Genomic DNA, 24,545 nt, shown 5'->3' with positions numbered 1-24,545 from the left:
GCCAGCGCCCGCTCAACGTCTAAATTGGGAAGTAGGTGCTTCAACATGTCACGACTGCGTATGAATACAGCCAGCATCATGAATAGACTGCACAGCCTCGACTATTGCCACAGCCAAGTGTAAGGATTGATGCTCTGTTAAGGAATGCGTGTTCAGAAACTGGTCCAGTGGCTGACCTTCAAAGTACTCCCGCAGCAACACAGGAGTATTATTCCAAGTCGTAATGCCTTTTACGGCGATCAGTTTAGCATGTGAGAACTGTCGAAGACGGTCATACTCGTTGTGAAGCATGTCAGCATGTGTCCAGTGTTTAACACTTAACTAGGTCTTTACTCCGCACTCGATGAGTCATACAAGGACTTAAGCACATTGATTGAGACGACAACCTACCCTCATCTAGACTATTTTGAGTTAAGCGCACTCTTCATAAACTCTTCAGCGGACACAGGACGTCCAAATAAGTAGCCTTGATACCCAGGACACCCTATCGCTTGCAGGAATTTCCACTGAGCCTCTGTTTCAACACCTTCAGCAACGACCCATAGGTTAAGCTCTTTAGCTAGACTGATAATAATACGGGTAATCGCGGCATCATTGGCATCGTCAGGTAAACCGTCGATAAAGCAACGATCAATCTTCAGCTGATCCAACGGCAACTGTTTAATATAAGCCAAAGACGAATACCCTGTACCAAAATCATCCAATGCGAAACCAACCCCTTTCTGTTTCAAGTACTTCATCCGCTCAATTGAAAACGCCATATCGTCAATCAGCAGGCTTTCGGTCAATTCCAATTTAAGGCGCTGTGGCACCAACTGAAAGCGCTCAACCAATGCCAGTATTTCGTCGACAAATCCAGGCTGTTTAAACTGATGCACACTAATATTCACCGAAAGACTTAACTCTGACAAGCTAGGCATGCTTGCCCAAATTGACAACTGCTGGCAAGCTTGGCGCAATACTATGCTACCCAACGACAAGATTAGTCCAGATGCTTCAGCTACTGGAATAAACTCAGCCGGTGCCACCAAACCACGTTGGGGATGCTGCCAGCGTACTAAGGCTTCAGCACCAATCAATTTACCTGCGGCATTCACCTGTGGCTGGTAATAGAGCAATAACTGTTCTTGCTGCAATGCAATGCGTAATTCAGACTCCATCTGCGCCCTTGCTGACAGTGCCTGTTGCATTTCTGGATCAAAAAAGTACAAACAATTACGACCTGCATCCTTCGCTCGGTACATTGCCAGATCTGCTTGTTTCAGCAGCTCCTCTGCAATGGCACTGCCATGAATCAGGGTAATACCAATACTGGGGGTACTGAAATAATGCTGTCCGTCGAAATGATACTCTTGACGCAAGGTCGTCAGAATTTTTTCAGCCACAACTCGAGCGCGAGCGGCGGCATCCGCTTCATCGTAGCTAAGAGTGCCCAGCATCACCACAAACTCATCCCCACCAAAACGCGCTACCGTATCCTCTTCCCGCACACAGAAACTAATACGATGTGCAACTTGGCGCAGCAGATCATCACCTTTGTCATGACCCAATGTGTCATTGAGGGTTTTGAAATTATCCAAATCAATAAACAAAAGTGCACCAAAATTTGTACTGCGCTGATTTTGATGCAATTGCTGCTGCAGTCGGTCAATCAGTAAACGTCGATTTGCCAAGCCTGTTAATACATCGTGAAATGCAAGATGACGGATATTACTTTCGCTCAACGTCAACTCATCGGCCTTGCGTTTTAGCTCTGCACTCTGAGCGCTCAGCTCTTCGTGATACGCATGAAACAAACCTGAAGACCAACGGGAAAACAGCCAAGACCCAATCACGGCAAAAATCAGTGATACTAAAGTAACCGCCAAATAGGTGTACCAATTGCTTGACGTACTGGCTTCAAAAACCTGTACTTCATCCTTTAAAATGCCACTGACCTCATCTTCAAAAATGGTGGAAACCAACACCCAATCCCAATGGCCTGCTGGCTCAACCAACGCTGTTTTCCAGGTATTCTCGCCAGTTATCGGGCTGGGCCAGAGGTAACGGATAAAACCACCACCTTCTGCTGCCGCCTCAAGCATCAATACAATCGCTTCTTGCTCTAAGACGGATGGTGCATCTTCCCCTTGCTCTGCAGGATACTGACTATCAAATGACAGAAGTACCTGCCCCTGCGTATCAATCACAGCGGTAAACCCTGTCTCACCGATCCGTCGATTACGTATTTGTGCCAAGAGTTTAAGTTGCAAGCGGCTTTCCCATTCATAGGTGTAATCCCCTGCACCTATCAACCAATCAAAGGGAGCAAAATGACGCACATACACATGTTTATCGGCCATACGCTCAGCATCATCGGGACGATACCAACGATAGGAATGGAACCCGGCACCCTCAGGGGAGTGAGCAGCCTCCAACAGCCCACGCACGATATAGTTCCCCCTATCATCTTGATTGTCAGGCATCAGTAGGCCTTCAAGTTCAGGCGATGTTGGAGTGAGCACAAAACGTCCACTCATTTCTCCAACAAAATAGTAGCCACGCCCATCAAAGAAGCGTAACGGACGCAACGTTTCGACAAGCAGACTTTTCAGACTCGCCTGATCAAAATCGGGGCTTTGCTCCAGATACAGTGCATTAGCGGTTGTCCAAGCAACATCGACCATTTCAACTAGGCGCTGACGTAACTCCACCTCAGTTTGTGCTTGTGTATAATCGATATCGGTTCGGATGGCCGACATTTCCCGGCGCAAACGTTGCTGCAACTGCTGCAATGATAACGCCTCTATACGCTGTATCGAGGCGTTGTGCTCATGAATTCTCTGCCAAGTAAAAAAACCCGATAAAAACAACGTTAGCAAAGTGACCAGTAACAATGTCCCTGTCAAATGAAGACGCGGAAGCGTTCTGGATTTATCAGACAGTTGCATGCTACTCGAACCAATAGTCAGAAATACAAGTATAATAGTACCTTAGTCGTACCATGACCAGTTTCAGTTCGAGCTTCACTGGGGACTCAATCACTACGTCGCATCGCTACGAACACTCGTAACGAGTGTGGGCAAAGTCCATGCTCCACCAGGAGCCATTAATTTGCACAGTCCACTGGTAGATGCTTCGGTATGGACAAACTGTTCGCCATCCCAAGTCCATGCCTCTGAACTCCAACAATCGCCAAGACCACGTCCCTTGTGAGAGGCTGAAATGACTCCATCGCTGTGATCCGAACCCATCGTAGTTACCAATATAGGCTGATAAGGTGACGATGCATTGATGATCCAAAAACCGTATCCAAAATTGTATGCACCCATCCAACACTGAGCTGAAATCAGTACTTTGGTATCGTTCAGACGAGTCGCTGTTAGCTCGGCATTTTCTCCTTCAGCCTCGGTAAGCCTCTGGCAATCATCTTCTCCTAGAGTGGTATGGATCGCATCCATCAAGGCTTTTGAATCCATCATGGCAAGGGGTTGATCATCCGATAATGACGTTGGAAGAGGTGCTGCAATAACAACAGGAACCTGTTCTGCAGGGAGGACGGATTTTTCGTCCTTAGCCCCCTTCTTGACGAGGGCACCTAGCGTATTGATACGACCTTGGTATTCATCCATTTTCAAGAGCACCGCTGTGGCACCTTTATCAGAGAGCGACCAGACGGCCTCCCCAGCAGATAGCTCGATGCGTGACGTACGGACAAGCGATGCCAATAGCGCATCAACCTGACTCGAACTGAGGTCGGCAACAAATGAGTCCTTGGCAATCGCTACCTGCCCAATGAGACGATCATTGATGCGCAACGAAAGTTCAAATACCGCCGGAAGGCTATCAAGCTTAGGGTTCTCTTCATAGTGGCCGATCATCACTTGTCCTGTGACGGGTTCGTTGGGTCCCGCCTTTCGCGTTAGGAGTACCGATACGGCCATTTCCTCGTTATCGCTATGATAGCCTGCGGCTCTGCATGTACGTGTATTATCACATGCCAACTCCCAGTCATGATGCGAAAATCGTAGCCCTGACGGCCACTGGGCTAAGAGCTGTGATGGCAGAAGTACCAAAAAAAGAAGCAGAGATTTGGACGGAAGCGTCATGCATTGTTCCTTCTGTTTGAACCTGAGCGAAGCTACGTGCTAGCCCATGACGCCACTGTAATTTACACGGCTAGGTGAGTGCCAGTAAAAATAACCGATGCAGGTTTATGGCTATTGGTGTTCGTCGGCTCATGTCCACCTAGCACAACTGCCGTACATTGATTATGCATTTTTTCCAATTCTCAACTGGAAAATATTACCCTCACAATCATACGCATCACATACCTGACGGCCACCAAAATCCCAATTTTTGGGCGGGTATACAGCTCCACCTTTTTCTTCTATCTTTTGGCCAATTCGTTCAAGAGGTGCATCAACAAAGAATGTTGGCTTTATTGGTGTATCGTCTCTGGCTTTATCTAGACTAAATGCCTTTTTTGAAATTTCTGTCTCAAGCAACACCAACTCAACATCACCCGCCATCAGTAAAGCATACGGCTCATCTTTTTCGAAGACCTCGAAGCCAAAGACATGACAATAGAATTCAGTTAAGCGGCTGATTGACGAAGAGTAAATAACCAATCCTGTTCTCACCAAGGGCGCTCCTTCCTAGACTCAATGAGCTTTTACAATAGCATTGATCAACGTTATTGTGGAATAGATTTGCATATGCAAAGTCTTTATTGAGGCGCACTATTACTCAAGGCTCTACGCATGGGCTTCGTTGAAAGCATTTGCTAAATTCGTTCTCCGGCTCTGAGCGTCAGTACCTCGTAACCATCTGATGTAACGGCCACTGTATGCTCCCACTGTGCAGATAACTTCTTATCGCTGGTGACGACGGTCCATCCTTCTTCAACTTAACCTTGGCCTTACCACATTGGCCTTCACTCACTGGACGAGCACGCATCTGATCAGTGATGTAGCTCTCCTCTAGACCGTTGATATCCATGGTTAAAATACCAATCTCGATAAAACCATCAAGGTACTCAAAAAACCTTATCAGAAGCCGACCAGACTCCCGCATTCTTTTCAGCTCATTTCCATAAAACTTACCTTCTATAAACCAGACCTTTAATCATCCAACTGTCTGATAAAATACCAAAGCAATTCAGCCATTTCTCTATCTAAAATGTCATTGTGAGCATCAGGATTAACAACTATAGACTTCGCATCAATAATTAAGACTTTATCTTGACGCAACAAAATACGAGATTCATTATGTCTAGCCCAGTCTCTCACCTCAAAAATATCCGGGTGATTGTTCGCCGTCCTTAAACCCGCTTTTCCACCCACGTGACTCGCACCAGTAATATAATGAGCGATAGGATTGGCTGAGTCATTTTCGGAGGTTGTCAGCACGAATTTTGTCGGTAAGTTTGAAAACTCAGCATATGGTGCCCCTTCTCTACCAGCATTAAGTACAAAACGATTCGCACTAAAAGCGCCCTGTAAACCTAAAAACAAGTCGACGCCGACTGCAGGTTTGTCCTCCGACTTAAGATGAGGCTGCGAAAAGACCGCCCGACTCATTAAACGCGCACCAAAGCTATGCGCAATTACCACCACTTTTGGCCGCTGCGGTAAGGCTGCTGTATCGATGGCATCTGGAATATGACGGTTTAACACCAAATTAACCAATGTGTAACCTAACTCATCCGCATCATTGGCTTTATTTCCATAACTCATCACATGCCCTAGAGTCTTTCTGATAGAGGAATCAGAGATAGTGTGCCATGCCGATGGCCAGGTAAACCCTATCACCAAAGGATGATAGTTTTGATCTTGATTCTCGGCAGCTATTGCTCTGAGTTGAGTTAGTATTTGATTGTAACGCCAAACAGACTCCACCTGATCATTATTCCATCCCATGGACATTACAATAATATGGCTATAGGGCTTATCTTTTTTTTCTGTTAAGCGATCGATTAAACTCCTACGAAAAGAATCTAGGGCATCATATGAGGCATTATAACTATAATGACCATCAGGACGGTCCTTATAAGCATTATAAAGATATTTTTGATGTGGGAAATTTTCCGTAATATGGGTTGCTAACATAACCTTCATCTGTCCTGTTGTTATATTTTCAAACACTTCGTTACGTCTACGTGTGAGTTTATCATTACCCTCTATAGGCATAAACCGAGACACATAACCATCGGCACTCTCTAAATCTTTCAAACTTCCTTTTTTACGCTTCTCAAAGGCAATTAAATAACCATTTTCTTTTAAATGAAAATGCTGCGCACGACCGAGTTCTTGGTAAGCGCGATCAGTTTGCACATTTGATCCACATCCACAAAGAAAAACTAAAGCAATAACACTTAAAATTATTACATAAATATTCATTTTAAAGTCCTCATTATATAGTCTATATCACACCTGATTTTTTACCCTCCACTCGTGAACCTCCTCTAATTGCTACAACCTTATCGATATCCTCTCGATGGCATGTGCATCCAGCAACTCAAGCACTGTGCATTGATTTCACTTCAAAAATTAATGACAAGTATTGATAGGTGACCACAGCTATTTTTTTGCGGCATGGATACTCATTCTATTCACAACTCCAGCGCTATGGCACAGAACGAAAAAGCCAGAAATGCTGATCGCTAGACGTATACTTGGCGACCTTCGGCATTATTTTTATTGGGCAAATAGAAAGCAGATACGTCGAATTTTTGGAAGTCATCTGGATGAGACGGATTTAGCGATAGACCATAATGAGTTCGGGGTGCCCTGTGTGCACATCGACTTGCTCAGAAAGTAGAACGAACCTGTGTTTCTCATAAAACTGGATGCTTTTAGTATTTTCTTTATAAACAGTAAGCTGTAAGTTTTCCCGCCTTTTTTTAGCATCATCAAGCAAGATAGAACCCAACCCCTTACCCTGAAAGTTCGGTAGGATAAAAATTGCAGCAAGTGTATCCTGATAAAGGCTATAGAATCCAACAATCTCGCCCTCCACTTCATACACAAAGGTATCCGATGCAGGAATATAAACCTCACGCATCTCGTTGATCTTCGATTCCCAGAATGCAGACTCTATAAAATCATGGGCTTTGATCGACGCAGATAGCCAAATTGCCAAAATTTGATCAATATCCGACACACGATAATCGCGAATCATCTGTTTACTCCCTAGTACTCGTAACGTCGCATGAAAGTAGCTTTAACTAGCACAGAAATTTCATCAAAGTCTTCTATATAGACATATCGCATGATGGTTTTCAGGTTGCACCTTAGCTGCTTATTTTTAAGGCACTAAGCCTTCTAATACATATTAGAGGGTATACTTAGTTTGGCTAATCACCAAAACATTAACACGTAATCTACTCAGAAATCACTTAATACGAGTAATCACCACCAGAAGTGGGCCACCCTGCGACTCATCAAGTTCATAATTGTTGAAATACATAAAAGGAATATCATTCGCGAACAGATAAAGGCAACCACTTGGCTCGCCGACCAAATTAGCAGGGACTGTCCACTCTTTCTGCACACCAATCGGGAATGCATGACGGTCATCCCTGCCAACTACACCGCACAATAAAAAATACGGCTGGTACGGTATTCGGTTGAAACGCATGAAAATCCTTATCAATCCATCGCTCCAACCTTCCGCATCGCAGATCTTGTGACAATCTTTCCACTTACCGCGCGCTGAAAAACTGTATTGTTCGCCAACACTCACCAAAAGGCCGGATTCAACATATTTAATTTTTGGATTAACCGTTGCTTCTGCCGACTCACCAATCGTGAGTTGTCTATCACATGATTTTATGGCCATGCCAACAGCCCCCACAATCAAGAAAGCCCAAATATTTTAAATACTTTCTCAGTCTGTTCTCTGTGGATTTTTATATCTATCAACACTGTTCGATCTGGATGAAAGAGTTTCTGCAACCGATCAGAAGTAAGCTTGATACTGCCAATATCATCGTATCCGAAGGTTGAATAGCCCACGGTTTTGGTCTGGCTGATATCTGGCATAGCGGTCAAACTGACAAAAAGTGGCAAGCCTAGCGTCACAACTTTCTCGTTCAGCACAGTCGTATTGAATAACAAACTGCGATAGGCCGAATTATCACTATACACATGTACTTTTTCGAAAATTTCTTCTTGTACTACACGTGTCAGACGGTTATCGACCTTTTTAAAAAGTTTGTCTTTGGCGAATATTTCCAAGAAATAGTCAGTTACAAAGGCATCCATATCGTCGGTAAGGCGAACCACTGTGTTCTGATACGCTTGTGTGTGCGAGTTAGATGAACTGTTTGTACGTGCAGTATCCGAAAATGTTTCGAGCCTATTAACAAATGCAGGAAACGTCTCGTCGGTCACCTGCAATGCATCCTTGATCAAGCCAAGGGTAAGTGCATTTTTCGGCCCATTGTCCTTGAGTGCAATCGTACTGTGATTTTCGTTTGGAATGCGTGCAAAAGCAGTTAAACCTTTCGCATCTTCAAGTGAAAGCTTTGGCTTTTGAGGATCGGTTGCAAAGTCGAACCTAACCAATAGTGGATTCAGATGGGCCGTAGACACCCTTACCGTTCCATCTGTCCCTTTCTCGTTTGCGGCTGCTGCAATACCCGTATAGCCAGACGTTCCTACCAGTACGGTGCAAAGCACACGTCCTGGACCATACCAAACCTCACTGCCAAAACGATCTTGCTGCGCCAAATCCCACGAAAATGGACTCGCAAGCTCCAACCCTTTAAGAATGTGAGTACCTGTGTGAAAGAGCCGACTGCTTTTAAAACCTTTAACAACTCTACCGAAGAATGATCGTCCTTTATGAGCCAACGGCGAACCGAAATTAGCAGGCGCTAACATCAGCAACCTGTTAATTGGATTCGTTTCAGGTTTAAAAAAGGTGATCATCCAATGACGTATAACTAACCCACCCGTGCTATGAATAACAATATCAACGCTTCGAGGTGCAGTCGGTAAACGCTCTTTTTTCCAAGCCGCCTGCAAAGCATAGGAAAGATCATCGAACGTAACATCGTCGTCCAATGTAACATAATCGCCAAGACGCACATGCTTGACGTTTGGCATGATGCCATCGGCGATTAAGCGTTTACCAAGACGTTCGAATGAGCGGTAAGTATCGCTCCATCCATGAATAATCACTAACACAATCGACCTCCCTTCACGTTAGATTAAAATCCAAACACGCTACCGCGCCCCACCGTGCTCCATCACAGCAAACCAGCACATCTAAACCCTACATTTGAAAATAGACCATAATTTTTATACGTACAATTTTTTGTTTAAAATTTAATCAACTCTCAAAAACCCAGGCAATGACTGCTCGAGCTTCAGAACACAAGCCCTTAATTTTGCAGACGTTTCTAATCTTGCTGAATAAATGACGTGAATATCCGCTTGCTGTCCATAGCTAGGCAAAACACGAACAAGGTCCCCTTCTATCAGCTCTTTCTGAACATTCCAGATGGAACGCAGCATAATCCGTGGCCTTTTAAACACCATTGTTTGGCAACAGCACCATTGTTTGTCATCATCTCTGCCGTTAGAGGTATTGAATAGACCTCATCCTCTTTTGCAAGACGCCAGATGCCATAGCTCTGATCGCGCTCACGAATACCGATGCATTGGTGTCGCTTGAGGTCTTCTAGAGAAGTGGGAAATCCGTGTTTCTCAAGGTATGAGGGTGCAGCACAAAGTATGCGCTGATTATTGGCAAGGCGTTTTGCAATCATTTGCTCAGGCAATACACCACCGATACGAATTTCAAGATCAAATCCTTCAGACACAAGGTCGACTGGGCGGTCCAGCAATTCCAAGTCAATTTGCAAATCAGGATAGCGAAACGCTAAATCAGACATAATGGGGGCAATGCAGTGCATTCCGAATCCTGTGCTCGTGACAACCCTCAAGCGACCGCGTGGGAGCTCTTGTTCACGATTGAGTTCTGCACGTAACTGATCGTGCGTTTCCAACAAACGCTCGGCCCATTCAAGTGCTATCTTTCCCTCTAGTGTTAAACAAACACTGCGGGAGGCTCGCATAAAGAGCTTAACACCCAGTCGTTCTTCCAAAAGGCCAATTCGTTTACTGATATACGCGGGCGACACCACTAATTGATCGGCGGCCACACTGAATCCACCCAGACGAGCGGCCGTCACAAACACACGAAAATCCTCAAGCGGAGGCAGTTGACTCACGATTCATATTCCTTACAAACACATTAACCTTATTTATTCACGATACATATTCAAATAGCATGGATCAACGATTACTTTCAGGAGAGATGTGATGAAAAAATTAAGAATAGCCGTCATCCCTGGCGATGGAATTGGCAAAGAAGTTATTCCTGAAGGCATTCAGGCACTTGAGGCGGCGGGACGCAAGCACAGTGTTGAGTTTGAGTGGACCTATTTCGATTGGTCTTGCGAGACCTACCATCAAACAGGCCGCATGATGCCTGAGGATGGCATTGAACAACTCCGTCAGTTTGACGCAATCTACTTGGGAGCCGTTGGCTTTCCGGGCGTGCCGGATCATATTTCACTTTGGGGATTATTACTGCCGATTCGTCGTGCTTTTGATCAATATGTAAACTTACGTCCTGTTCGGTTGTTTGACGGTGTGCCCTGCCCACTAGCCGGTAAACAGCCTGGTGATATCGATTTTTATGTTGTCCGAGAAAACGTCGAAGGTGAATATTCATCCGTTGGGGGTATTCAATATGAAGGCACTGAGCATGAGGTTGTTTGCCAGCAAAGCCTGTTCACACGCAGAGGCACGGATCGTATTCTAAAGTATGCATTTGATTTGGCACAAAGCCGTGAAGCAAAGCACCTGAGTTCAGCGACAAAATCAAATGGCATCTATCACTCCATGCCCTATTGGGATAACCGTGTACTCAAAATGGCCAAACACTATCCCGAAGTGAAGGTTGACCATTATCATATTGATATTTTAACGGCCAATTTTGTACGTGTGCCTGAGCATTTTGATGTTGTGGTTGGGTCTAACCTGTTTGGTGATATTCTTTCTGATTTAGGCCCGGCCTGCACTGGCACCATAGCGATTGCGCCTTCGGCAAATATTAATCCTGAGAAAACCTATCCATCGATGTTTGAGCCTGTTCACGGCTCTGCACCGGATATCGCCGGACAGAATATTGCTAACCCACTCGGCACCATTTGGGCGGGTGCGATGATGATGCAACATTTGGGCTTTCCTGCGGTTCATGACTCTCTGATGCAGGCGATGGAGACGGTCTTAAAAGAAAAGCAGCACCTAACTCGAGACATGGGCGGGGTTGCCAGTACACAAGAATTAGGCGCTGCGTTAGTCAGACATATTGCTTAAGACAGATAGTGTTAAAACATCAAGCGCGCCGTGACACCAAAGGTTCTCGGTGCGCCTAATTGATAATACGCACGCTCTTCATAGTTGATTCTTGGATCGTTTCCGAAGAAGAAACCACGCTCCGCAACGTCTTGATTGCCAAGGTTGCGTCCCCACAAACGCACAGACCAGTTATTTTGTTGATAGCCTATGTGGGCATTGACCCATGTGTAATCCCAGGACTTGGCATCATGGCTGTCCGAGAAGTAGAACGCATCTTTCCCTTCAACACTCACGCCACTAAACCAGCCCTGCCCACGGTCATAGGCAAGCCCTAACTGGTACTGCCAATGAGGGGCATGGGCCACATCACGTTGATGAATCCGAGCACGCGCGTCCTTAACCTTGGTCTGCAACAGCCCTAGCGCACCTTGAACGCTCAGGCCATTATCCAACGCATACTTAAACTCGAACTCGGCACCTGTGTTATTGACCTGATCGGCATTAAACAGATAATCCACAAAGCCATCGGCGGGATTACTGGATGCCATAAAACTACCTCTTAAATGCGCATCTTTACGTTGCTGATAAAACAAGCTGGTTTGCGTGATTAAACGGTCATCCAGATAACGCCCTTTCGAACCGATTTCATAATTCCAAAGAGACTCGGTATCAAAAATGAGTTGCTCGTTGCTTAACTGCGCTGGGGTAAAACCTCCGTTGACGCCACCCACTTTATACCCTTTGGAAAGGCTGGCGTAGATCGACGTTTCGGGCGTTAGAAAATGCTCTAACGCAAGACGGCCACCCCACAAGTCTTCATTTTTGCGATAGGAGGCACGAACATTGTCATCAAATGCCGTTCGGCTGTGCTCAACACGTAAACCCGATGTTAAGATCCAGTCTTCAGACAAGAGTGTTTCCAGCTCACCGTATAGGGAAACACGCTCCGTTTTAAAATCACTGGTGATTGTCCGACCAGCTCGCGGTAGACCATTGCGAAAAACATCGCGCTTTAGGTCGCTGTCTTGATGAAAACCATGAAGGCCTGCGGTCCACTGCGTGGTGCCGTTGAAAATTTCCTGACCGGGCAAAGACACAAAACGCAATTCTGCCGTTGTTGTGTTGTATTCACGCACATACTCATCGTAGGAGCTGTAACCCCAAGGATGGAAACCGTTAAATGCCCAATCTTCATCGTATCCATAATCACTGCGCGTGTTCGAATGGCTCAGACGTGTCTCAAGTTGATAGACATCGTGGCCTGTCCAAATCGATTTAAGCGCAAAGGCTTTGCTGATTTGTCGATCCCGACCCGGCTCATCCGAAAGCGTTGTGCGGGTGTTGTCTAAACTAAAGGCGTCGTAACCGTTGTTAATATCGGCGTAAAATCCCGTCAAGTCCATTAGCCAGTCATCGGTAATCGCAAATCTCAATTTGGCGCGGATGAAGGTTTCATCAATGTTACTGGTGTTTTTACGGTTCAGGTGGTCATTGCGCATAAAGCCATCACTTTTATTTTGTGAAATGGCTAAGCGTAATCCTGCGGTATCTGTTAGCGGTGTGCTGTAGATGGCGGTTAAGGAATGCGTATTGTAATTGCCAATCGTGCCTTCAAGACTGCCTTCCGGCTGAGTCGTCGGGTCGTTTGATTGCAGGTTAATTAAGCCTGCAAGCGCATTACTTCCGTACAAGGTGCCTTGCGGGCCTCTTAACACTTCAACTTGCTTAATATCCATCAGAGTTGCAGAGGCTGCAATGCTGCTCATGTCGATTCCATCTAACAAGACCCCGACCGATGGATTGACGTGTCCAACAAATTGGCTGCGCTCACCCACCCCACGCATTTGATAAAAGCGTGCGCGTGAACTGCCTTTCGCCGAATTGACGTTGGGCGTTAAAGCTAAGACATCTTCCAAATGCTGGGCTTGGCGCGCTTCAAGTGCCTCTTCGGAAACGGCCGTCACACTGGCTGGCGTTTTAAGTTGTGTCGTAGGGCGAAAGCCTGAGGTTACCAGAATTTCATCCAACACAACGTTTGAGGATGAGGTTTGCGCCATGGCAAAGGGGGTGCTGATAAAAAGTGAGGTTAACACAAAACCCGATAATTTAGGGCTCATATACAGTCTCCGTTGGTGATCGAAGACCCGGTCGCGCGTGAGATTATAGATGACTCTGTGAGTTGTCCTATTCCTACGCCGGCATCATCCGGATCAGGTTCAAAGGGTTCGCTTAGCATCTCAGGCATTTAAAACATGCCACCCCTTAGGATTTAATTGCTGTTGTATACAGCAGCGCGCAAGTATAGCGATTTAGGCGCGCTAGGTTAAGCTAAATGAGCAGAAAGTGCGGACGCCTCTCGTGTTTCAATGATATTTACCAGTCGCATCATCCGGCGAAGTAAAAACTAGGTCTCGGAGCGCTCCTCGTTTACCTCGGCGATAAAATCAATTTCCAGCTCCGCTTTTTCGGTAAAATACTCTGGCAACTCCGCTTTGATGCCAGGTGCAAGGTTTTTAAACTCCCCCACCTGCTTCACTAAATTGCCTCGCCCACTGATCAACTGCCCCTCGGCGGAGACATAGCACTCACGGCCGTATCCAATCCTTTTTTCACTTTTTCGAAGCTGCTTAAAAAGCTATTCAGTTTTTTAAACACTTGCTCTGCCTTGTCTGCCAATAATGCCGTATGCTTATTCTGATCTTCATAACGCCATAACTGTCGCACAATGTTAAGACTGGTCAACAAGGTCGTGGGCGTGGCGACCAGTACATTGCGTTCGATGGCTTGTTGAAACAGTGTTTCATCGGCCTTCAAGGCTTCGACAAACGCCGATTCAATCGGAATAAACATAAACACCATTTCAGGTGAGTTTAAGCCAGGTAAACGGTAATAATCACGATCCGCCAACTCCTTAATTCGACTTCCGATGGCCTGCACATGCTCTTTAAGCGCGGCTTTACGCTCCAACTCCTCCTCTGCATTCACATAGCGCGTGTAGGCATTCAGTGAAACCTTGGCATCAATGATCAAATGCTTATCATGTGGCAAATAGACAATGGCATCTGGACGCTGCCGACCTTCTTCGGTATTGATGCTGACTTCACGCTTATAGTCTTTACCGATTTGCAGGCCGGATCGATCCAATACATTTTCAAGCACCAGCTCGCCCCAATTCCCTTGCAGCTTTTTTTGGCCTCGCAGAGCCGTTGAGAGCTGATGAGCCTCTTCAGTCATTTTATGATTCAGCTCTTTTAACGAGGCCAGCTCTTTGCGGAGCTCTCCCTGTTGCAACGTTTCGCGATGATGAATGTGTTGAACCTCTGTTTTGAAGGTGTCAATCGACTGCTGGAAAGGCGTGAGGACGGCATTCAATCCTAGACTGTTTGTTTCGTGCAAGGCTTTGGCCTTAGCCTCCAATATTTCCTCGGACAAGACTTTAAAGTGTTCAGACAAACTGTTCTTTTGCTTCTCAAAACTGGCCACTTCCCGAGCATGGCTGGCTTCTCGCGCTTTAAATTCTGTTTTAATCTGGGTGAGCTCATTGTTGAGCTGGTTATACTCGTACAACAAGGCATCATGGCGATCGGACAGAATTCTGCGCTCATCATTTAAGGCATCTGTGAGGCGGCGTATGCTCACTTCAGCCTCTTTGTATTTTTCATACGACAGTTCTAAGCGCGTATTTAGCTCACTAAGTTTGGCTCTAGCCGCAGACACCTCCTCGTTAAGCTGTTTATGCACGTATTGCAACTCAAGCAGTGCCGTTTCTTTCTGTTGCAGCTGGCTTTGCGCTTCGTCATATGAGGCTTCCAGCAGGCTAATGCGCCGCGAAAGCTTAACACTTGCCCCTAGGTAACCCACTATTAGCATCATCAACCCGGTTAGCTAAAGGAATCAAGCTGTTTATATCAACGGGCATGGTATTTCCTAATCAATTAAAGGCTGACGAAAAGACAACAAAGTGCAGATTCAAGCTAACCAGCTAATTTTACATGGATAATTGCGAAAACTGACAATAAACCTTGTCATCTTGCCTATAAATTCCGTACTTTATATAGCAAGCGTATAACTGACTCTCTTTAATTGTAATCTCCTTTACTATGCCAAAGGTAACCCAGTGAGCCAATCATCCTACATGCAACCCCATCTGGCCAAACGCTTAAGTGCACCAGCTGCATTACGCAATCGAGAGCCTATTCGCCAAGCACTTGCCGCGCATTTGCCCAGCCCGGCATCTGTTTTAGAGATCGCCTCTGGCACAGGCGAGCATGCTCTGTATTTGTCTGACAACTTAGCTCAAGTCACATGCTGGCAACCCACGGATATAGACAGTGCTGCGCTTGAAAGTATTAATGCCTGGCAAGCCGACGCTACAACAAAGACTCTGCTGTCAGCGGCGTTCTTTGATGTATTGGCTGACACCCCCCCGCCCCTTGCGACGTTTAATACGCTGATTGCCATCAACATGGTGCACATTGCGCCTTGGACGGCAACGGAAGGATTAATGCGCTTAGCCAATCGACATCTGTCCGTTGGAGGAGTCGTCTACTTATATGGCCCCTACTGGCAATCTGGTGTTGAACCAGCGCCCAGCAATCTTGCGTTTGATGCTTCCTTACGCGAGCGCAATCCGCTCTGGGGAATTCGGCATTTAGACGAAGTCGTCGAACTGGCACGATGCCACCAATTACACCTGAAAACCTGCATTGATATGCCCGCCAACAACCTATCGGTCATTTTTATTCGCAAGGATTAACTGCATGGAGAGTAGAGTCACAGATGTCAACATGCCGACCCAATCTAAAAGTACTCAACATTCTCCCTCCACAAGATCAACAATGTGGGCACAGTCTTCTCAGACTGTTGTATAAAATACGATAAATCAACAACAGCTCATACACAAAGACCTCAAGAGTGCTAAACTTGCAATTAGATAGTTTGTATGGATATTAAGGATAGGTAATGAAAGCAAAAAGAATGATCCGCTTACTCGATAATGCTGACGCAGCCGTTTTACTGTTAAAGCAGGACAAAGAGCAAGGCTCTAATCTTAGCTTTCGAGACCTTCCATCCCCATATCGCAAGCAAGTTTTAAACTGGGCGATCAATCAAGACTCTGAATACCTAGAACTTGAATCACACCGTTTTCAACGACTGCGGGATAAACGCCATCAAATGATTCTTGGCCACTCGGGTGATCGCCATCATCTACAGCGGACGCTATTACTGAAACTCTTACCCGAACTGCAAAAAGGTGGTGAGCCGTATAATGCAACGGCCAGTGTCTTAGGCCCTCTATTAGGCTGGGATAACTGCGTGGTTGCCAAACGCGTGAGCGCGAAAGAGTTGGATATACTTGGTTTTTGGAGTCACGGTAACCTCAAGTCACCGCAGCATCATTCTTTGGCTGGCAATGCCGCCCAGAATCTCTATGAAGGATTGCATCGTTTGCATCAGAGTGCGATCTGTCGTGAATTCCCCTTGGATTCGATGATTTCACAAACCCCATCTGCACTTTGGATAGGTCATCGTATCGACTTACCCGACAATCATGGTACAGGGCATATCTGTGCTTGGGGTAAACCTGACTTGCTTGATACAGACACAAGCGAATGGCTGATTGCACTGGCCGCCGACACCCTCGGCGCTTGGCTGTTAACGCAGTCATCGACGGGAGAGAAAAATTATGAACACAGCACTGAACCTCGCGACCTATTGACGTCTCTTCCGGGGCGCAAAACCTTTGATCTTGCCCTTCAACATGCGGTTGAAGCTTACAAACAACGCCAGCAAGACTGCTTAATTGCATTGGTTGATATCCACGGCTTCTCTGAGATCAACAACACGTATGGCCGTCAGGAAGGCGACAATTTGTTAAAGCGTTTAGCGGATGAGTTACTGGAAATGAGTCGTCGCAAAGACCAGGTGTTTCGCTTTGGCGGGGATGAGTTTATGTTGTTAATGCCCCTAACCAAAGGTCGTCCTCCTGTTGCTAAGCGCCTTAAAGCAATTGAGTCGAACCTGCAAGAAAATCACCCCGAATTCAAGTTAAGCTATTCAATGGCAACCCTATCTGATGTGAATGGCAGTGCAGAAGATCTTATGCTAAAAATTGATCAAGAATTGAACAATTTCAAACACAATTATAAACTGAACTGATCCAAATGCTGCAGTGCACAGTAAAAAGTGTCGAAGTAATATTGTACTGACCGGTCAGTAAATATAAACTAGGCACTTTTAGGACAATCGGTTTAAAACTTAATGAATAAAGGCAGACCTCCAACGCATTGCCGCGAACATCTTTTACAATGCGGCATTGAACTTTTCTACAAAAATGGCTACCACGGTACCGGCCTCAGTCTTATCTTAAAAGCGTGCGGCGTATCGAAAGGCTCGTTTTATAACTTTTTCGAGAGCAAAGAAGCCTACGCCGTTGAAGTCATCGAATACTACGAAGCGATTGAGCATGATCGTTGGCAACTCGAGTGGTCGCAACTAGAGGGCAACCATGCCACTCGCATGCGAAAAATGCTCGAAAAAACGATTGAAGACTTCGATGAAACTAAAGAGAACCTCGGCTGCCTCATCACAAATTTATCGGGTGAAATTGGTGGCGAGTCTCCGGAGTTCCGTTTAGCGATTAAAAAAGCCACCAATAAAGTATTAGGCTTTATTGAAGAAGATATCCGCATTTGCCAAGCCGAAGGCAGTGTTCGAGATGATCTCCCCGCTGCCACCCTCGCAACCATGATCTGGCATTTATGGCAAGGCGCCTTGCTGCGCATGAAAGTGGAAGGCTCAAAACAACCCTTACGTGACACGATATCGTTAACCTGGGATTACCTGCTTAAACCTATTTCTGTTCAGAAAGGATATTCAGTATGAAATCGTACGCACCACCCAAACCTTTTTTATTGCTACCGCTGTTAAGCTTAACGCTTTTTTTAACGCCAGTTGTGTTTGCTGACGATGCCCCTCCCAGAGGCGGACTGCAGCCGAGGTTCATCGCGTTGAAATCGCAAGCCTGGACCATGTCCTTCGCGGCGTAGGAACACTGCGCGCCAATGAGTCAGTCATCATTCGCTCGGAGATTAGCGGTCGCGTTGAATCGATCCTATTTAATGAAGGCGAGATGGTCACTCAAGGTCAGGAACTCTTTCGCTTAGACAGTGCGTCTTACAATGCGGAATTGGCACAGGCGCAAGCGCAAGCGAATCTGAGTCGTCAAGAATACCAACGCGCAGCCGATTTATTGGAGCGTCGCGTGGGCTCGCAAAATGACAGAGACACCAAACTGGCCCAGTTAAGAGTCAACGAAGCTCAGGTTGAGTTCGCCAAAACCAACCTCGATAAAACACGTATTCGGGCACCGTTTGCTGGAATGATCGGCCTGCGCCACATCAGCCCAGGTGATTTTATTACGTCTGGACAAGACCTTGTCGAACTCACCGACTTTTCTGAAATGAAGATCGATTTTGCCATGCCTGAGCGCAATCTTGGTCAACTCAGTATCGGTCAAACAATTATGATTGAGGTGGATGCCTTTCCCGGTGTGAAATTCAGTGGTGAAATTTTTGCCATCTCACCCTCATCGAACACACGCAGCCACAACATTAATGTGCGTGCCAGCATCCCAAATCCTGATGGGCGCTTAAGACCCGGGCTTTTCTCTAAGGTCGAGATCGTTATTGGCCGGGATGACCACGCCATTATGATTCCTGAACAAGCCATTATGCCACTGGACAATGCATTCTTTGTCATGAAGATGGATGAAAATAACATCTTGAGTATGGCGCCTGTCACAATGGGTGCGCGCCGCTTTGGAGAGGTTCAAATAACCGAAGGCTTGACACCTGGCGATGTCGTGGTCACGGCAGGCCAAATCAAACTGCAGCCGGGCATGCCCATTACGCCCTTATTCCCACCTTCTGAAACTTCATCAGGATCCGATGTATGATACTCTCTGATATCAGTATCAAACGCCCCGTACTGGCGAGCGTGATCAGTTTACTGGTCTTACTGGTAGGACTCATTTCCTATGATCGTTTGACCATCCGCGAATACCCCAAAATTGACATTCCCGTTGTGAGTGTTGACACATCCTATCCGGGTGCCAGTGCATCTATCATCGAATCTCAGGTAACTAAAATTATTGAAGACTCTTTGTCTGGAATCGAAGGGATCGATTACATGACATCGATCAGTCGTTCCGAGCGCAGTCAAATCAGTATCAATTTCAGAATTGACCGAGATCCAGACTCCGCCGCAAATGATGTTCGTGACCGCGTCAGCCGTGTCCGAGGCATGCTACCCGACGACATTGACGAACCGATAGTTGCAAAATCTGAAGCAGATGCACAACCCATCATCTGGATTGCCTTGTCTTCCGATGTCCATGATCCGATGGAAGTCAGTGAGTATGCCGAACGCCGCGTGCGGGATCCCCTACAAACTGTCGCCGGGGTTGCCAGTGTTCGCTTAGGTGGCGAACGTAGATACTCTATGCGGGTTTGGCTTGACCCCACCAGAATGGCTGCATATGGTGTCATTCCACAAGATATCGAAGAAGCCTTAAGAAGTCAGAACGTTGAAATACCGGCGGGCCGGATCGAAAGCCGTGACCGTGAATTCACCATCCTTGCTCAAACAGATCTAAATGAGACGGAAGAGTTCGAACAAGTTATTATTCGTAATGACAATGGTTACGCTGTGCGTTTAGAAGATGTCGCACGCATTGAAATAGGCCCTGAAGTCGAACGTAACTACGCTCGCTTTAATGGCGAAAATGCGATTGCGCTCGGCGTTGTTCGTCAATCAACCGCTAACCCATTAGATGTCTCAGAGGGTGTGCGCACTATGCTGGATAGCATTAGCGCGAACCTTCCCGAAGGTATGCACATTCAAATCGCCTACGACTCCTCTGTATTTATTGAGAAGTCGATCGAATCCGTATTCCAAACACTGATGATGGCTGGCGCTCTGGTCGTGCTCGTTATCTTTTTCTTCTTACGTAACCCGAGAGCGACGCTGATTCCAGTGGTCACCATACCCTTGTCCCTAATCGGTGCGTTTGCAATGATGTATGCGATGGATTTTTCCATTAACACACTAACCTTGCTCGCACTGGTACTGGCCATCGGCTTGGTGGTGGATGATGCCATTGTTATGCTGGAAAACATCTTCCGGCATGTGGAAGAAGGTCTTCATCCAATCCAGGCCGCATTCAAGGGCAGCCGAGAAATAGGCTTTGCAATCATAGCCACCACAGCCACCCTTGTTGCGGTGTTCGTGCCTGTGAGCTTTTCGAGTGGACAAACCGGTCGCTTGTTCACTGAGTTTGCTCTGACCCTTGCGGGTGCGGTTGTCGTTTCCACCTTTATCGCACTGACGCTATCACCGATGCTCTGCTCTCGTTTACTCAAACACGAGAAAAAACACAGTGCCTTATTTAACGTCATCGAAAATGCGTTAAACAACACAAGCAAAGGCTATCATTGGCTCTTAGAAAAAACGCTGAGCTCCAAAACACTCACCTTGACAATCATGGTCGTGAGCGTTGCTGGCAGCGTCTTTTTCTACGGTAAATTGCCACAAGAACTGGCCCCAATTGAAGACCGCGGCACCATCATGACCTTCTCAGTCAACCCCGATGGCTCATCGGTTGAGTATGTCAACCGCTATGCTAAACAGGTGGAAGCGATCATTTCAGGCATCCCCGAGCGGACACATCACTTCAGCATCACTGGCTTTCCGAGCGAGACCAATTCGCTTAACTTCGTTCGCTTAGAGGACTGGGAAAACCGCACTCGTTCACAACAAGACGTGGCTCAAGAACTCACCGGACGCATTTTCGGTGGTGTACCGGGCAACATGTCGTTTGCAATCAACCTACCCTCTTTAGGCCAAAGCTTCATTTCACGTCCTGTTGAGTTTATTGTCAAAACGACTGGGGATTATCAAGACCTAAAAGTCATCACTGATGCGCTGCTAGCCAAAGTAACCGAGAACCCGAACTTTGTTCAAGTCGACACCGACCTAAAGCTCAACAAACCTGAACTGAAGGTAACCTTGCAGCGTGACAAAGTTGCTGAAGCGGGACTCAATGTGCGCGATGTCGGTCGCAGCCTAGAAACCTTTATGGCAGGACGCAGCCTGACTCGCTTTAAACGCGCTGGTGAGCAATATGACGTTATTCTTCAGGTTGAAGATGAAATGCGCCGCACACGCGATGACATCTCCAATTTGTACGTCCGTGCGGCCAATGGTGAAATGATTCAGATGAGCAACCTCATCACCATCGAAGAAACCGTGGCTCCCCGCGAACTGAACCATTTTGACAAACTCAAAGCAGTCAAAATTCAGTCAATGCTGGTTCCCGGTTACAGTCTAGGTGATGCACTCATATTCATGGAAGCGGCACTGGCTGAAATTGATCCTACGGCCATGTTTGACTACGGCGGTCAATCTCGTGAATTTAAAGAATCCAGCAATGCCATGCAAACCACCTTTGTATTGTCGCTGATCTTTATCTTCTTAGTCTTGGCCGCTCAGTTTGAGAGTTTCAAAAACCCTCTGATTATCATGTTGGCCGTTCCCCCTGCGTTAACAGGTGCTCTAATTGCACTGTTTTATTCAGGCGGTCGATTAACATTTATAGCCAAATTGGCTTAATAACTCTTGTCGGACTGGTCACCAAACATGGTATTCTTATTATTGAGTTTGCGAATCAGTTACAGGACAAAGGAATGGCGCTACGAGAGTCTATTATTGAGGCTGCATCCTTACGTCTGCGTCCTATTTTAATGACAACGGGCGCAACCGTTTTAGGGACCTTACCTCTGGCCATGGCCGTGGGTGCAGGTGCTGAGTCTCGTCAACAAATCGGCTGGGTTATTGTGGGTGGAATGCTATTGGGTACACTATTAACCTTATTTGTCATTCCCACTATTTACAGTATCTTTGGTAAACGTAACTTCGTTGAAGTGAAACCTGACTATGAAAATTAAGGATCGGCTTGTGAAAAAGTCAAACATCGTATGGTTACCTATACTCGTCAGCTCCTTGCTGATGAGTGCTCCGGCCTTCTCTGGACCTCTGCAGGATCTTTACCGTCTGGCCTTAGAGAACGACCCACAACTTAAACGCGCCGAAGCCGAGTTTATGGCCGGTCAAGAAGCGCCGATTCAAGGCAAAGCAGCTCTTCTTCCTCGTGTGGATTTTTCGGCAAACACCTCCGAAAGCTCTAACTCGAATGGTCGTACCGGTTATAGCGTCAGCTTAAGTCAGCCCATCTACGCAAGAGCGGCATATTATAATTTCAGATCCAGCGAGCTCAGCGCGCAAGTGTCTGCCCTTGAGTTCGATAAAGCTCAGCAAGATATCATCTTGCGCACTGTTCAAAACTATCTGGAAGTACTCAGAGCGAAAAGCGTACTTGAGAATGCGCAAGCGCAAGAGCGCGCCCTACAACGCCGCCTTGATCAGGTCAACGCACAGTTTGAAGTGGGTTTAATTGCCATCACGGATGTGCAAGAAGCACTGGCCAGCTTCGACAACGCCGTTGTGCAACGCATTGATGCCGAAGGCGCTTTGCAAAACTCCTTTGAAGCACTGGAACGTTTAACAGGCCAAGCCTTTAATCAGGTCGGTAGCCTACGTGCTGAGTATCCGATTGTCGCTGTTGAACCCGCAGACCCCAGCGCTTGGCTTGAAAAAGCCCTAGAGGGCAACTTGGAGTTGCAAATTGTTGAACTTCAAGTCGACTCTTCACGCCGCAATGTTCAAAGCAAACGCAGCGAACACCTGCCAACCGTCAGTGTGAGCTTAACGCACTCTAATGCCCGCACTCACGGTGGCAACAGCAACGGCTGGTCCGATGACAACACCTTAGCATTAAATCTTAACTTACCCCTGTATCGTGCGATGCCATCAACTCCGCACAGCGTCAAGCAGAACACCAGTTCATTGCCACTGGACATGCCTTGGATGACACACAACGTGCCGTCACCGAAAGTACACGCACCCTTCTAAGAACACTGCAAACCAGCGTTCAAAGTGTTAAGGCACGTGAACAAAGCATTCTATCGCGAGAAACCGCGCTGCGGGCAACCGAAGAAGGCTTTAATGTTGGAACACGAAACGTCGTAGATGTATTGCAAGCAGAGCAAGCGCTGTTTGAAGCACGCTTAGCTTACTCAAATGCTCGCATCGATCACGTGAACACCCTGTTCCGCTTTAAACAAACGCTAGGAACCTTAAGCCCAGAAGATGTGACAGCACTCGACAACTGGCTGCTTGAACGCGATTGATTTAAAAACAACTGATATAAAAAAGGCTCCCTGAAGAGAATTCAGGGAGCCTTTTTCAATGGGCTATTACGCGTTAATGAACAATAGGCCTGTCTTCTTCATCGAAGGGAATAATCATTTCACCTGCACTGTCCAACTCCAGCGCCCCCATACTGCCTGCAATATCAAGCAGTGACTGTAAGAGCAAATCGGTCAAGTGCAAACTCACAATCAAGCCTGCTGGCGGGTTATCGCCAAACATTTCCTCATCAATGCGATCATCAATTCTCAAACCCAGTAGCAGAGGGTTTTCAAGAATCAAAGGTGCCAAATCCTCAGGTGAAAACACCGAATAATCCGATGCAATCTGCACGGCCAACTGATAGGCGTTGTGCGGCTCGCTGTTCAGCTTTTCGGTATAATCTTGTTCTGCCGCCATGAAAATTCGACCTAGCTCACTTTGCTGATGAGCAAGATTCGGCTTAGCCGAACTGAAGTCGGTATAGCTTACCGGTTTGACACTGTCCAGTTCTGCGGCATCGACCATGAACTGCCCTTGGTCATCCACGTCTAACCAACCACGGTTAACAGCGACGGCCAGCAACCCCTCAAGCGTTGCTGCAACCACATTGCTGTAGACGATAGCCCCTACAGAGGGGTTATCCATTTCAGTTGGATCTTCAATTAAACCCGACGGTCGAGCTGCGAGGATTTTAGGATCTTGGCTGATCATTTCAGCCATACGTTGCGGATCGGCCATCAACATTTGATGCGCAATATGATGCGCTGTCAGGTAAGGTTGATGGTGCCCTTGTACTTCAACAGCTTCGACATATTTTAGTCGAACTCTGTCTAGCAGATCGGCTAATGATTTGCTCATCCGTGTTCTCCATTTATGCTG

At 46.6% G+C, this 24,545-nt stretch carries 21 protein-coding genes, 1 pseudogene and 1 riboswitch; of the genes and pseudogenes, 9 read left to right on the top strand and 13 right to left on the bottom strand.

What is annotated here, in order from left to right; genetic code table 11:
- Positions 1 to 48: 48 nt before the first annotated feature.
- The 9 genes from D791_RS12795 to D791_RS12750 form a co-directional block, all read right to left on the bottom strand.
- On the bottom strand, positions 49 to 291 hold the full coding sequence (locus D791_RS12795) for a protein kinase domain-containing protein (RefSeq protein WP_036512291.1): 243 nt from the start codon (positions 289 to 291) through the stop codon (positions 49 to 51).
- Between the two features lie 110 nt (positions 292 to 401).
- Entirely contained in the window at positions 402 to 2,930 is a 2,529-nt protein-coding gene (locus tag D791_RS20415; RefSeq protein ID WP_051514504.1) for an EAL domain-containing protein, read from the bottom strand.
- A 93-nt stretch (positions 2,931 to 3,023) separates the two neighbouring features.
- The gene (locus D791_RS12785; protein WP_036512288.1) at positions 3,024 to 4,088 is read right to left on the bottom strand and encodes a DUF1176 domain-containing protein; all 1,065 of its coding nucleotides are present in this window, start codon (positions 4,086 to 4,088) and stop codon (positions 3,024 to 3,026) included.
- 162 nt (positions 4,089 to 4,250) lie between these two features.
- Positions 4,251 to 4,622, bottom strand: coding sequence for a VOC family protein (locus D791_RS12780; protein ID WP_036512286.1), 372 nt, complete (start codon positions 4,620 to 4,622; stop codon positions 4,251 to 4,253).
- A 480-nt stretch (positions 4,623 to 5,102) separates the two neighbouring features.
- Entirely contained in the window at positions 5,103 to 6,380 is a 1,278-nt protein-coding gene (locus D791_RS19075) for an alpha/beta hydrolase (RefSeq protein WP_051514503.1), read from the bottom strand.
- Between the two features lie 358 nt (positions 6,381 to 6,738).
- A complete protein-coding gene (locus D791_RS12765) occupies positions 6,739 to 7,161 on the bottom strand; it encodes a GNAT family N-acetyltransferase (RefSeq protein WP_036512281.1) in 423 nt (140 codons plus the stop codon).
- A 213-nt stretch (positions 7,162 to 7,374) separates the two neighbouring features.
- Positions 7,375 to 7,821, bottom strand: coding sequence for a hypothetical protein (locus D791_RS12760; protein WP_157682351.1), 447 nt, complete (start codon positions 7,819 to 7,821; stop codon positions 7,375 to 7,377).
- 17 nt (positions 7,822 to 7,838) lie between these two features.
- On the bottom strand, positions 7,839 to 9,173 hold the full coding sequence (locus D791_RS12755) for an esterase/lipase family protein (RefSeq protein WP_051514502.1): 1,335 nt from the start codon (positions 9,171 to 9,173) through the stop codon (positions 7,839 to 7,841).
- A gap of 293 nt (positions 9,174 to 9,466) precedes the next feature.
- Positions 9,467 to 10,222, bottom strand: a complete 756-nt coding sequence (locus D791_RS12750) for a LysR substrate-binding domain-containing protein (protein ID WP_051514501.1) — start codon at positions 10,220 to 10,222, stop codon at positions 9,467 to 9,469.
- Between the two features lie 91 nt (positions 10,223 to 10,313).
- Between D791_RS12750 and D791_RS12745 the strand changes: the two genes are divergently transcribed.
- Positions 10,314 to 11,375: a tartrate dehydrogenase gene (locus tag D791_RS12745; protein ID WP_036512274.1), complete on the top strand. Its 1,062-nt coding sequence runs from the start codon at positions 10,314 to 10,316 to the stop codon at positions 11,373 to 11,375.
- 11 nt (positions 11,376 to 11,386) lie between these two features.
- Here the strand turns inward: D791_RS12745 and D791_RS12740 are convergent, their stop codons facing one another.
- From D791_RS12740 to D791_RS12735, 3 genes are all read right to left on the bottom strand, one after another.
- The gene (locus D791_RS12740) at positions 11,387 to 13,474 is read right to left on the bottom strand and encodes a TonB-dependent receptor (RefSeq protein WP_036512271.1); all 2,088 of its coding nucleotides are present in this window, start codon (positions 13,472 to 13,474) and stop codon (positions 11,387 to 11,389) included.
- 53 nt (positions 13,475 to 13,527) lie between these two features.
- Positions 13,528 to 13,630, bottom strand: a riboswitch (TPP riboswitch).
- 131 nt (positions 13,631 to 13,761) lie between these two features.
- The gene (locus tag D791_RS20410; protein WP_202806872.1) at positions 13,762 to 13,917 is read right to left on the bottom strand and encodes a hypothetical protein; all 156 of its coding nucleotides are present in this window, start codon (positions 13,915 to 13,917) and stop codon (positions 13,762 to 13,764) included.
- A complete protein-coding gene (locus D791_RS12735; protein ID WP_202806871.1) occupies positions 13,914 to 15,227 on the bottom strand; it encodes a DNA recombination protein RmuC in 1,314 nt (437 codons plus the stop codon). Before D791_RS12735 ends, D791_RS20410 begins: the two co-directional genes overlap by 4 nt.
- A gap of 247 nt (positions 15,228 to 15,474) precedes the next feature.
- On the opposite strand from D791_RS12735, the gene D791_RS12730 reads away from it, so the two are divergent.
- The 8 genes and pseudogenes from D791_RS12730 to D791_RS21045 all read left to right on the top strand — a co-directional run bounded on the left by D791_RS12730 (position 15,475) and on the right by D791_RS21045 (position 23,665).
- Complete coding sequence (locus tag D791_RS12730) at positions 15,475 to 16,113, top strand: DUF938 domain-containing protein (RefSeq protein WP_202806870.1); 639 nt, start codon at positions 15,475 to 15,477, stop codon at positions 16,111 to 16,113.
- Positions 16,114 to 16,319: 206 nt separating this feature from the next.
- Positions 16,320 to 17,516 carry a GGDEF domain-containing protein gene (locus tag D791_RS19070; RefSeq protein ID WP_051514500.1) on the top strand — a complete coding sequence of 399 codons (1,197 nt, stop codon included), beginning with the start codon at positions 16,320 to 16,322 and terminating at the stop codon, positions 17,514 to 17,516.
- Between the two features lie 102 nt (positions 17,517 to 17,618).
- On the top strand, positions 17,619 to 18,242 hold the full coding sequence (locus D791_RS12720; RefSeq protein ID WP_036512267.1) for a TetR/AcrR family transcriptional regulator: 624 nt from the start codon (positions 17,619 to 17,621) through the stop codon (positions 18,240 to 18,242).
- The gene (locus tag D791_RS20065; protein ID WP_157682349.1) at positions 18,239 to 18,406 is read left to right on the top strand and encodes a hypothetical protein; all 168 of its coding nucleotides are present in this window, start codon (positions 18,239 to 18,241) and stop codon (positions 18,404 to 18,406) included. Before D791_RS12720 ends, D791_RS20065 begins: the two co-directional genes overlap by 4 nt.
- Positions 18,373 to 19,314, top strand: a complete 942-nt coding sequence (locus tag D791_RS12715) for an efflux RND transporter periplasmic adaptor subunit (protein ID WP_081763860.1) — start codon at positions 18,373 to 18,375, stop codon at positions 19,312 to 19,314. Before D791_RS20065 ends, D791_RS12715 begins: the two co-directional genes overlap by 34 nt.
- A pseudogene (locus D791_RS12710) lies at positions 19,311 to 22,363 on the top strand (efflux RND transporter permease subunit). The gene D791_RS12715 and the pseudogene D791_RS12710 overlap by 4 nt, the downstream one beginning before the upstream one ends.
- Before the next feature lie 10 nt (positions 22,364 to 22,373).
- Positions 22,374 to 23,387, top strand: a complete 1,014-nt coding sequence (locus D791_RS12705) for a TolC family protein (RefSeq protein ID WP_237748641.1) — start codon at positions 22,374 to 22,376, stop codon at positions 23,385 to 23,387.
- Positions 23,339 to 23,665, top strand: coding sequence for a TolC family protein (locus tag D791_RS21045; protein WP_237748640.1), 327 nt, complete (start codon positions 23,339 to 23,341; stop codon positions 23,663 to 23,665). Before D791_RS12705 ends, D791_RS21045 begins: the two co-directional genes overlap by 49 nt.
- Before the next feature lie 73 nt (positions 23,666 to 23,738).
- Here the strand turns inward: D791_RS21045 and D791_RS12700 are convergent, their stop codons facing one another.
- Positions 23,739 to 24,524 (bottom strand): hypothetical protein, encoded by a 786-nt coding sequence (locus D791_RS12700; RefSeq protein ID WP_036512265.1) that lies wholly within the window; start codon positions 24,522 to 24,524, stop codon positions 23,739 to 23,741.
- Positions 24,525 to 24,545 lie beyond the last annotated feature (21 nt).

The sequence above is a fragment of the Nitrincola nitratireducens genome (assembly GCF_000585235.1).
GTDB classification, from domain to species: Bacteria; Pseudomonadota; Gammaproteobacteria; order Pseudomonadales; family Balneatricaceae; genus Nitrincola; species Nitrincola alkalisediminis.
The sequence above is the reverse complement of the archived record's forward strand: the minus strand, read 5'-3'. Positions and strand labels throughout refer to the sequence as shown.

What these genes read in the sequence shown, in the direction of transcription:
- D791_RS12740 (WP_036512271.1), bottom strand. Translation starts at nt 13,474, where the DNA reads ATGAGCCCTAAATTATCGGGTTTTGTGTTAACCTCACTTTTTATCAGC.
- D791_RS12765 (WP_036512281.1), bottom strand. Translation starts at nt 7,161, where the DNA reads ATGATTCGCGATTATCGTGTGTCGGATATTGATCAAATTTTGGCAATT.
- D791_RS12720 (WP_036512267.1), top strand. Translation starts at nt 17,619, where the DNA reads ATGAATAAAGGCAGACCTCCAACGCATTGCCGCGAACATCTTTTACAA.
- D791_RS12700 (WP_036512265.1), bottom strand. Translation starts at nt 24,524, where the DNA reads ATGAGCAAATCATTAGCCGATCTGCTAGACAGAGTTCGACTAAAATAT.
- D791_RS12745 (WP_036512274.1), top strand. Translation starts at nt 10,314, where the DNA reads ATGAAAAAATTAAGAATAGCCGTCATCCCTGGCGATGGAATTGGCAAA.
- D791_RS12795 (WP_036512291.1), bottom strand. Translation starts at nt 291, where the DNA reads ATGCTTCACAACGAGTATGACCGTCTTCGACAGTTCTCACATGCTAAA.
- D791_RS12785 (WP_036512288.1), bottom strand. Translation starts at nt 4,088, where the DNA reads ATGACGCTTCCGTCCAAATCTCTGCTTCTTTTTTTGGTACTTCTGCCA.
- D791_RS19070 (WP_051514500.1), top strand. Translation starts at nt 16,320, where the DNA reads ATGAAAGCAAAAAGAATGATCCGCTTACTCGATAATGCTGACGCAGCC.
- D791_RS20065 (WP_157682349.1), top strand. Translation starts at nt 18,239, where the DNA reads ATGAAATCGTACGCACCACCCAAACCTTTTTTATTGCTACCGCTGTTA.
- D791_RS12760 (WP_157682351.1), bottom strand. Translation starts at nt 7,821, where the DNA reads ATGGCCATAAAATCATGTGATAGACAACTCACGATTGGTGAGTCGGCA.
- D791_RS20415 (WP_051514504.1), bottom strand. Translation starts at nt 2,930, where the DNA reads ATGCAACTGTCTGATAAATCCAGAACGCTTCCGCGTCTTCATTTGACA.
- D791_RS12735 (WP_202806871.1), bottom strand. Translation starts at nt 15,227, where the DNA reads ATGCTAATAGTGGGTTACCTAGGGGCAAGTGTTAAGCTTTCGCGGCGC.
- D791_RS19075 (WP_051514503.1), bottom strand. Translation starts at nt 6,380, where the DNA reads ATGAATATTTATGTAATAATTTTAAGTGTTATTGCTTTAGTTTTTCTT.